This window comes from Methylobacterium sp. E-005, assembly GCF_022829725.1.
In the GTDB taxonomy this organism is placed as follows: domain Bacteria; phylum Pseudomonadota; class Alphaproteobacteria; order Rhizobiales; family Beijerinckiaceae; genus Methylobacterium.
The window spans coordinates 1-6,972 of record NZ_JAKSYG010000046.1; the positions used below are offsets into that span (position 1 = coordinate 1).

Below are 6,972 nucleotides of genomic sequence, written 5' to 3' on the forward strand. Positions count from 1 at the left end.
GAGGTACTGGGCGTCGGCCTCAACGCCGAACACCACGCCGTTACCCGGGGTCAGCTGGAAGTTGTAGCCGATCTGGGCGCCGCCGCTGAACCCTTCCTGGTTGTTCTGGCCGAAATAGGCCGTCGTGCCGTTGCCGTACGGCGCCGGGACGGCGAAGCTCGAGGTGTTGTTGCTGCTGACATCGAACGCGTAGCCGGCGTTGATACCGAAATAGGCGCCCGAGCACGTGAACACCGGCACGGGGGTGAACACGGGCGGCGGGGCGGCGCGGCGCGGCAGGTCGGCGGCCGAGGCGGCGCCGGTCAGCAGGGCCGTAGCGGCGCTGGCGAGAAGAAGCTTCTTGATCATCTGGTCCTCTGTCTCCCGTTAGGCGGGATGTGTACCGGCCCACAGAACGACAGGTTGATGCCGCGCGATAGTGCAACGCTGCAACAGCCGAGCTTGATGTTTTCGGACGCCCAATAATCAAGTGCGCTGGGGCACATCCCCCATGAGATTGCTGCTGGGCGGATGAGGACGCGTATCCGGGTGTGCCCACCAACAAGAAGCCCCGCTGCGCTGACGCGCGCGCGGGGCTTTGAGTTCGCTCGTGAACGTTCCCAGGACCAACCAGGAAGCTTCGGGGTCTTTTAAATCCTACCGGACGGCGGCTCGCAAGGCCGCCGATCCCTGCCGGGCGCGGTTAACATTAATTGACGCCTCGCCCCCGCGGGCCGCCCTTGCGCGATGAACCCAGTCTCCCCGGTCTTCGGCGCCTCTCCCGCCGGCCGCCACCCCGCCCCATCCGAGCATTGCGGTGATCATCCGCCGGCCTGAGCGCCGCCGCGGGGTTGTGTTCAGTGATCGCGGCCACCGCCCTGCGCCGGAAATCTGTCCCTGGGCCGATCTGGACTTGGCGGGCCGGAGTTCCACAGCGTCGTGCCGCCGCGATGTCATGATTCCTGGGCTGGTCGGTCCGGCCCCATGCGGTCTGCCGCCGGTCGCAGATCGCGTGCGGGTGGCGGACCGCCTGTGGAGAAGCGGCAGCGGGCCGGCGGAGGCGAATGGACCGCGCGGCGGCAGCGGATCGCGGGCGGGCTTCCGGGTTGCGTTCCGCCTTCACCCCCGGGCCCGGGGAAGAGGAACGGGTGCGCCTCGTGTTGCGTCCAGGGCGCCGGTTCCGCGCCGAGCGCTCAGCCCGGCATCGCGAAAGAACCGGCTTTCGGTCAGGGCTTGTGCGGCGGATCTTCGATCCGCAAGGATTGCCGCGGGACGCGGCGGCACCCTGACGAGGGGCCGGATCGGGCATCGGGGCGAGGATGAGAGATTCGTATCGAGCGGGCGCCGCGGTGAGGCCCCTCCGGACAGGCCTGGTCCTCGCGCTCCTCACCGCCGCATTCCTGGGGCGGCCGCAGGCGGCCGGAGCGGTCGAGGCGGATAGGATCGGCTGGTGGATCTATGCCGGCTCGGTCCGCAGCACGCTCCTGTCGCGCTATCTCGGCCCCGAGGCCCCGACCCCCGCGGACGCCGCGGTCGCCCGAGCGGGCCGACAGTGTGGCCTCACGGCCCGGGTCGACGCGCTCGACACCTTCGCGGCGACGCCCCCCGGCGACGCGCCGGTGGTGTTCGGGCCGTTCCTGAACCGGGCGGCGCTGGCGGCGTCGCTCGCCTGCATCCGGCGCTCGGTGCCGGCGGCCATCATCGTGCAGGCGCGGCCCCCTGCCCCGTGATGGCACGGCGACCCTCGCTTCGGAGAAGCGCACGAACCGGTCGCCCTGCTGTCGATGTTGGCCCTCCTGACGGTCTGGATCGACATCGCCGTCGTGGCCCACGGGGCGCCGCTCGGCTTCGCCTACTCTGTCCTGGCGGCCGTCGCCACCAATCCGCGGGTGTGGCGGCTTCGGTGACCGGCTTGCGCGGGCGGGGCATCCTGTGGTGACCCTGCCGGCATGCTGCCGTCCCGATTCCCCCTCCGAGCCGGCCCCGGGTGCTGCCCAGGCGGCGTGTCACGCGTGACACGCGAGCGGGCGTAGCGCCGGATGTTCGGATTCTCGCTCAGCTCGACCGAGCCTGACAGCATCGCGCACATCATCCAGGTCGCGCTCGCGCCCGCCTTCCTGCTCTCGGCCCTCGCGACGCTGCTCAACGTGTTCTCGACCCGCCTCGGCCGGATCGCCGACAAGGTCGACGCCCTCTCGGCGGAAGCCGCCCGGATCGAGCAGGCGCAGGCGACGGATGCCGAGGCCCGGCGCCTGTCGCGCCGGCTGACCTTCCTGCGGCGGCGCTCCTTCATGCTCGACGTGGCGGTCGCCCTCGCCTCGCTCGGAAGCTGCCTGATCGGCCTGGCTGTGCTGACCCTGTTCGTCGGGGCGCTGCGCGACGGCGCCGCCGCCTCGGTCCTGTTCGCCTGTTTCGGGGCGGCCCTGCTCTGCACGGTCGCGGCGATCGCCGCCTTCATGACCGAGATCCTGATGGCGGGCCGCGGCGTGCGCGACGAGGTCGACCGCCAGCAGGACGTGGTGCCGGAGGGGCGGTGAGGCCGCCCCGCATCCGGCCCGATGTGCGGTTTGATCCCACCCGCGCCGCGGCGGCTCGCGTTTCCCTCGCGTTTCCCTTGCGTCGTCGCGGGAACCCGGCCTTAATCCTGTCGGTGCTTGATGCCGCAGGCCGCACCCGGGGGGTTCGTCATGACCGTTGCGATCCTGGTTGCCCTCCTGGCCGGCGCGCTCTCCCTCGGCGTCCTGTCGGCGGTCTCGTTCCGGCGCCGGGAGGAGATCGAACTCGACGACGGGTGTCTGTCCGACGAGGAGCTCTTCGATCTGGGTGGTCCGGTGATCGACCTGGAGCCGCAGCGCTAGGGCGCTCGGCGTCGAAGGGGAGGCCGGTCCACCGGAGGGCGCTCCCGGCGCGACGCCGCTATCCCTCGGTTTCAGGCGTCTTCGCCCCGGAGGGGGGGGCCTGCCGTCTGGACCAGACGACCCGGCCCGCCGGATCCCGCAGGGCGGCCGAGCCCGATCGGCCGGCGAGCAGGTGCGCGAAACGTGCCTTCGCCTCCGTCACGGCCGCCGCCTCGGACGGCGCGTGAATCTGCTCGTCGTGGATGATGATGCCGCTCGCGCTTTCCCGATGCACGACGCATTGCAGGCGATAGGAGGCCGGCGGTGGGCTCGCGGTCATGGCGCTCTCCGGGCCGGTGACGGGGCCTACGCGGCTCTGTGGGCCCAGATTCGGTAGGCCGAGGATTCGCCGTTCCCGCGCGCGCAAACGCAGCCGAACACGGGAGAACCCCTCGGATCCATCCATCTGAACTGAGCTATACCAGAAACTATCGTCCCAAGAACCGTCTGTCCGGTATCGTGCCCAGGAACCGTCCTGATCGGGAAGGCCCCCTCCCCGGCCCGGAATCGGGGCCCGTCGACGGCAGCGGCCCCCGATCGTGCCCCGATCGGGGGCCGCTCCTGGTTCAGGGCCGGCCCTTGTCAGCCGGGCGCCCGGCTTCGGCGGGAGACGGGCTCAGGCCGCCTCGCCCTCCGTGTCGTCGGCGTCCAGGATGGTCTCCAGATCGCCCACCAGGGCGTCCAGCTGGTCGGCGGTCGCCTTGAGCTTCAGCTTGGTACCGTCCTGGGTCTCGACCGCGATCTCGATGTGATCCGCGACCCGGGCGGCCAGCGCCTGCTTCACCGTGTAGGTCGTCACGTCAGCCTTGTCCGCCATGCTGTCTCCTGGGTTGGCTCCCGGCAACGCGGGGCGGCCCGCATCGATACTGCGGCAGAAGCTCGCGAGGGGTGGATGCGCGCCGGCCCTAGCGGCGCCGGCGCGTATGGCGCTCGGCCACCCGCTGCCGGTGCGTCGGCACTTCGGGCGGGCGGGTGGCGAGAAGCGGAACGGCGGCGCGGCCGGCGGCGGGGCGGGGCGCAGGCAGCAGCTCCGGCGGGGCCCGGGGCGTCTCGACGACGACGGCCTCCAGCATCAACGGTCGCGCCGGCCTCGCGGGCCGCGAGGGCCGTGCCGCAAGGGTCCCGAGGGCCCAGAGGCCGAGACACAGCAGGCCGAGCAGGATCCCGTCCCAGGACGGCTCCGTGCGGCACATCAGGATCCCGGTGCCGGTCAGGGCAGCCGCGGCCGCGAAGAGCCGCGGTGTCGGATCGACGGACGACATACCGCAGCCTCCGCGTTTCGCGCTGAGATCTCCTGAAGGAAGCCGCTACACTTGTCGGTAATCGGCGGGTCGGAGCGCTCAGCCCGCCAGACTGGAGGGCATCTGCCACGCGACGCCCGGATGCTCGCGGATGTCGCCGGACCGGGTTCCGGTATCGGCGTCGCTCGTCCAGTCGCTGGGTTCCGCGATCGCGGCGATCTCGGCATCCGGATAGGCGGCGGTCAGGAACAGGCGCGCCTCACCCTCGGCCTCCGCCCGCACCGTGACCAGGGGCTTCTCCCCCCGCGCGTCACGCACCTGCGCGATGAACAGCTTGGTCATGATCAGGCCTCCACTTCCTCGACATGAAGGCCGCCGGCCCGCAGGTGGGGCGGGATGGCGGCGCTGTTGCGGTAGCCGGCCGCACCCGCCATCGCGTCGAGGGCCGTCAGGGGGTCGAGCGCCGCGCCGATCCAGACAACCGCGCCGGTCGCCGCCTGCATGATCCGGAAGATCTTCACGTCATGCCCTCGCCCGTCCGCCCCGCCGTTTTACAGGCAAGCTTGGGGGCCGCACGGCTGTTCCCGGTCGAAAATGTCGCGACGAACGAATTGGTTGGCCAATATCGGCGGGGCGATCCCGGAACGCACGCGGCGGCCGGTCGTTGTCCAGATCAGTGCGGCCGATGCCGCCCTCTCTGCCAGCCCCTCGCAGTTCCGATCGGAAGTCAGGAGCCCCATGACCAGCCGTACCGTCCAGTCCGCCCTGCTCGCCCTCGCCCTCGTCGCCGGCACCGCCGGAATCGCCGCTGCCCAGGGCACGCCCAACGGCAACACCTCGACGTCTGGCGCTCCCGCGGGCGACAACAGCACCAGCAACGGCGCCACGGGCAGCGGTGCGGCGCCGAGCGGCAAGTAACGCTCCGTTAACCATGAGGGTCGACATCACCGATCCTCACAACCGTGCAACTTTCCGTCCCGCAGCCCTCCGGCGCGCGGGACGTTTCGTATCGGGCCTGCCCTGCGGATCGGGTGCGGCAGGATCCGTCCTCCCGCGGTGCGCGGCGGCGCAGGCCGGTTGGAGTGAGGGTCGATCCCCGGGCGGCCGCGGCCTATTTTCTTTGAAACCCGACATCCTGTAAGGGATCCGTCCCGACGAGTACTCCGGCAGGGGAGTGAATCACCCGGGCGATGCGGTCGAATTCAGTTCTGCAACTCGAGGACGAGCGCCCCGGTCTTCATCAGGCCGCGGCCTGGCGCGATGCCGTCGCGCCGTTCTGGAGCTTCGCGATCCGGAAGGAGGATCTGGCCGAGTTCCGCGGGCGCTCGCATGTCCGGCATCTCGGCAACGCGATCCTCTGCCGGGCCAGCGCCTCGGGGCTGCAGTTCACCCGCGACCGCGCCCTCGTGGCGCGCATGGGCGTCGATCATGTCCTGGCGCATGTGCGCCTGTCCGGCCGGTCCCGGGTCGCGGTCGGCGGCGGCGAGCAGGCATGCGAGCCGGGCGACATCTGCCTGCTCGACCTGTCACGGCCCCTCTCGGCCCGCTCGACGGATTATCAGGCCCTGACGGTGGTGCTGCCGCGCGGGCTCTTCGGGCCGCATCAGGGCGCGCTCGACGCGCTCCACGGTCAGGTGATTCGCGGCGCGACCCCGTTCGGACGGATGCTGAACGATCATCTGCGCGCCCTCGGCGCGCACGCCCCCGGCTTCTCGGAGCGGGAGGCCACGGCGGCCGCACAGGCGACGGCCATGCTGCTCGGCGCGGCGGTCTCCGGCCTGCCCGCGGAAGAGCGGGTCGGCCGCGCCTCGGACGGCGCTCCCCTCCTCCTCATCCTCCGGCGGTTCATCGAGGCCGAACTGGCCGCTCCCGGCCTGAACGCCGAGACGCTCGGCCGGCAGTTCGGGCTCTCGCGCAGCGCCTTGTACCGCCTGTTCGCGCCGCTCGGGGGCGTGTCCGGCTATATCCGTCAGCGCCGGCTCGCCCGCGCCTACCAGGACCTCGCCGCCTGCGACGGGCGCGGCGCCCGCGTCTCGGAGGTGGCCTATCGCTGGGGCTTCGAGAGCCCCGCCCATTTCGCCCAGGCCTTCCGCGCCGCCTTCGGCCACGCGCCCCGGGACGTCCGGGCTCAGGCGCCGGCCCCGTCCCCGCCGGAGGCGGCCCCGGACCGGCCTGCGCCGACGGAGAGCTGGCCCGATTTCTACGACTGGGTCCTCCGGCTGGCCGCCTGAGAGCCTGTTTGGCGGGGGCGCCGAGCGTGGTTTCGAACGGTCTCGCCCCAGCCCTTTCAGGCTGTTGGGTTGAGACCCGGGGCATGGCGTCGAGCCGACCTGCACGGACCCTGTTCCCGGGCGCATGCAGCGGCAGCGGAAGGCGACCCGGGATCCAGCGCAGGACGGCGCGCAGCGTCGATCCGGATCGACCCGAGCCGCCGGCGCGGCTTTCCTCTGCTGGATCCCGGATCAGGTTTTGCTGCGCTCCCCCTGTCCGGGACAGGGCGCGCGCGTCATGGCCCGGAGGCGCCCATCGCGCGCCACGCGCTCGGCCCAACACCGTGAGAGGTCCGGGGCGAGCCCTTTCGCGGGTCCAGGGCAGAGCCCTGGTGCCGGACTTTGTCCGGTGCCGGACTTTGTCCGGTGCCGAACTTTGTCCGGTGCCGGACCTTGTCCTGTGTCGGGGGGGGGGGGGGGAGGGTCGGTGCCCTCCCTTCCGCCCACCCAGGGGCATTCCGCCTACGGGAAACCCAGGACCTGGTTGCACGCTGTCGGTAACCGGTGCTACCGCCATGGCTAGATGCGAGACACGCTAGACGGACGGAGGGGGCGCTCTCGACTAGACGCGGGTGAGGCGGCTCC

The 6,972-nt window shown here is 71.6% G+C and carries 11 protein-coding genes and 1 pseudogene; 6 read left to right on the forward strand and 6 right to left on the reverse strand.

The window, feature by feature from the left end; all coding sequences use genetic code 11:
• Positions 1-348: pseudogene (locus MKK88_RS04475) on the reverse strand (porin family protein); the annotation flags it as partial.
• 980 nt (positions 349-1,328) lie between these two features.
• On the opposite strand from MKK88_RS04475, the gene MKK88_RS04480 reads away from it, so the two are divergent.
• The 4 genes from MKK88_RS04480 to MKK88_RS04490 all read left to right on the forward strand — a co-directional run bounded on the left by MKK88_RS04480 (position 1,329) and on the right by MKK88_RS04490 (position 2,837).
• Complete coding sequence (locus MKK88_RS04480) at positions 1,329-1,709, forward strand: hypothetical protein (protein ID WP_243997401.1); 381 nt, start codon at positions 1,329-1,331, stop codon at positions 1,707-1,709.
• A gap of 54 nt (positions 1,710-1,763) precedes the next feature.
• On the forward strand, positions 1,764-1,886 hold the full coding sequence (locus MKK88_RS33730) for a hypothetical protein (RefSeq protein ID WP_279602073.1): 123 nt from the start codon (positions 1,764-1,766) through the stop codon (positions 1,884-1,886).
• 132 nt (positions 1,887-2,018) lie between these two features.
• The gene (locus tag MKK88_RS04485) at positions 2,019-2,516 is read left to right on the forward strand and encodes a DUF2721 domain-containing protein (protein ID WP_243997402.1); all 498 of its coding nucleotides are present in this window, start codon (positions 2,019-2,021) and stop codon (positions 2,514-2,516) included.
• A 150-nt stretch (positions 2,517-2,666) separates the two neighbouring features.
• The gene (locus MKK88_RS04490) at positions 2,667-2,837 is read left to right on the forward strand and encodes a hypothetical protein (RefSeq protein WP_243997403.1); all 171 of its coding nucleotides are present in this window, start codon (positions 2,667-2,669) and stop codon (positions 2,835-2,837) included.
• Between the two features lie 58 nt (positions 2,838-2,895).
• On the opposite strand, the gene MKK88_RS04495 is transcribed toward MKK88_RS04490, so the two are convergent.
• The 5 genes from MKK88_RS04495 to MKK88_RS04515 all read right to left on the reverse strand — a co-directional run bounded on the left by MKK88_RS04495 (position 2,896) and on the right by MKK88_RS04515 (position 4,638).
• Complete coding sequence (locus MKK88_RS04495) at positions 2,896-3,156, reverse strand: hypothetical protein (protein WP_243997404.1); 261 nt, start codon at positions 3,154-3,156, stop codon at positions 2,896-2,898.
• A gap of 336 nt (positions 3,157-3,492) precedes the next feature.
• The gene (locus MKK88_RS04500; protein WP_243997405.1) at positions 3,493-3,693 is read right to left on the reverse strand and encodes a hypothetical protein; all 201 of its coding nucleotides are present in this window, start codon (positions 3,691-3,693) and stop codon (positions 3,493-3,495) included.
• A gap of 88 nt (positions 3,694-3,781) precedes the next feature.
• The gene (locus MKK88_RS04505) at positions 3,782-4,138 is read right to left on the reverse strand and encodes an energy transducer TonB (protein ID WP_243997406.1); all 357 of its coding nucleotides are present in this window, start codon (positions 4,136-4,138) and stop codon (positions 3,782-3,784) included.
• Positions 4,139-4,216: 78 nt separating this feature from the next.
• A complete protein-coding gene (locus MKK88_RS04510; RefSeq protein ID WP_243997407.1) occupies positions 4,217-4,459 on the reverse strand; it encodes a hypothetical protein in 243 nt (80 codons plus the stop codon).
• 2 nt (positions 4,460-4,461) lie between these two features.
• Complete coding sequence (locus MKK88_RS04515) at positions 4,462-4,638, reverse strand: hypothetical protein (RefSeq protein WP_243997408.1); 177 nt, start codon at positions 4,636-4,638, stop codon at positions 4,462-4,464.
• A gap of 217 nt (positions 4,639-4,855) precedes the next feature.
• Between MKK88_RS04515 and MKK88_RS04520 the strand changes: the two genes are divergently transcribed.
• Positions 4,856-5,035, forward strand: coding sequence for a hypothetical protein (locus MKK88_RS04520; protein ID WP_243997409.1), 180 nt, complete (start codon positions 4,856-4,858; stop codon positions 5,033-5,035).
• A 272-nt stretch (positions 5,036-5,307) separates the two neighbouring features.
• On the forward strand, positions 5,308-6,348 hold the full coding sequence (locus MKK88_RS04525) for a helix-turn-helix domain-containing protein (protein ID WP_243997410.1): 1,041 nt from the start codon (positions 5,308-5,310) through the stop codon (positions 6,346-6,348).
• The last annotated feature ends 624 nt before the right edge of the window (positions 6,349-6,972 follow it).

Bases quoted from the DNA above. Each gene is read 5' to 3' on its own strand.
- MKK88_RS04500 (WP_243997405.1), bottom strand. From the start codon at position 3,693: ATGGCGGACAAGGCTGACGTGACGACCTACACGGTGAAGCAGGCGCTG.
- MKK88_RS04495 (WP_243997404.1), bottom strand. From the start codon at position 3,156: ATGACCGCGAGCCCACCGCCGGCCTCCTATCGCCTGCAATGCGTCGTG.
- MKK88_RS04505 (WP_243997406.1), bottom strand. From the start codon at position 4,138: ATGTCGTCCGTCGATCCGACACCGCGGCTCTTCGCGGCCGCGGCTGCC.
- MKK88_RS04510 (WP_243997407.1), bottom strand. From the start codon at position 4,459: ATGACCAAGCTGTTCATCGCGCAGGTGCGTGACGCGCGGGGGGAGAAG.
- MKK88_RS04485 (WP_243997402.1), top strand. From the start codon at position 2,019: ATGTTCGGATTCTCGCTCAGCTCGACCGAGCCTGACAGCATCGCGCAC.
- MKK88_RS04525 (WP_243997410.1), top strand. From the start codon at position 5,308: ATGCGGTCGAATTCAGTTCTGCAACTCGAGGACGAGCGCCCCGGTCTT.
- MKK88_RS04490 (WP_243997403.1), top strand. From the start codon at position 2,667: ATGACCGTTGCGATCCTGGTTGCCCTCCTGGCCGGCGCGCTCTCCCTC.
- MKK88_RS04520 (WP_243997409.1), top strand. From the start codon at position 4,856: ATGACCAGCCGTACCGTCCAGTCCGCCCTGCTCGCCCTCGCCCTCGTC.
- MKK88_RS33730 (WP_279602073.1), top strand. From the start codon at position 1,764: ATGTTGGCCCTCCTGACGGTCTGGATCGACATCGCCGTCGTGGCCCAC.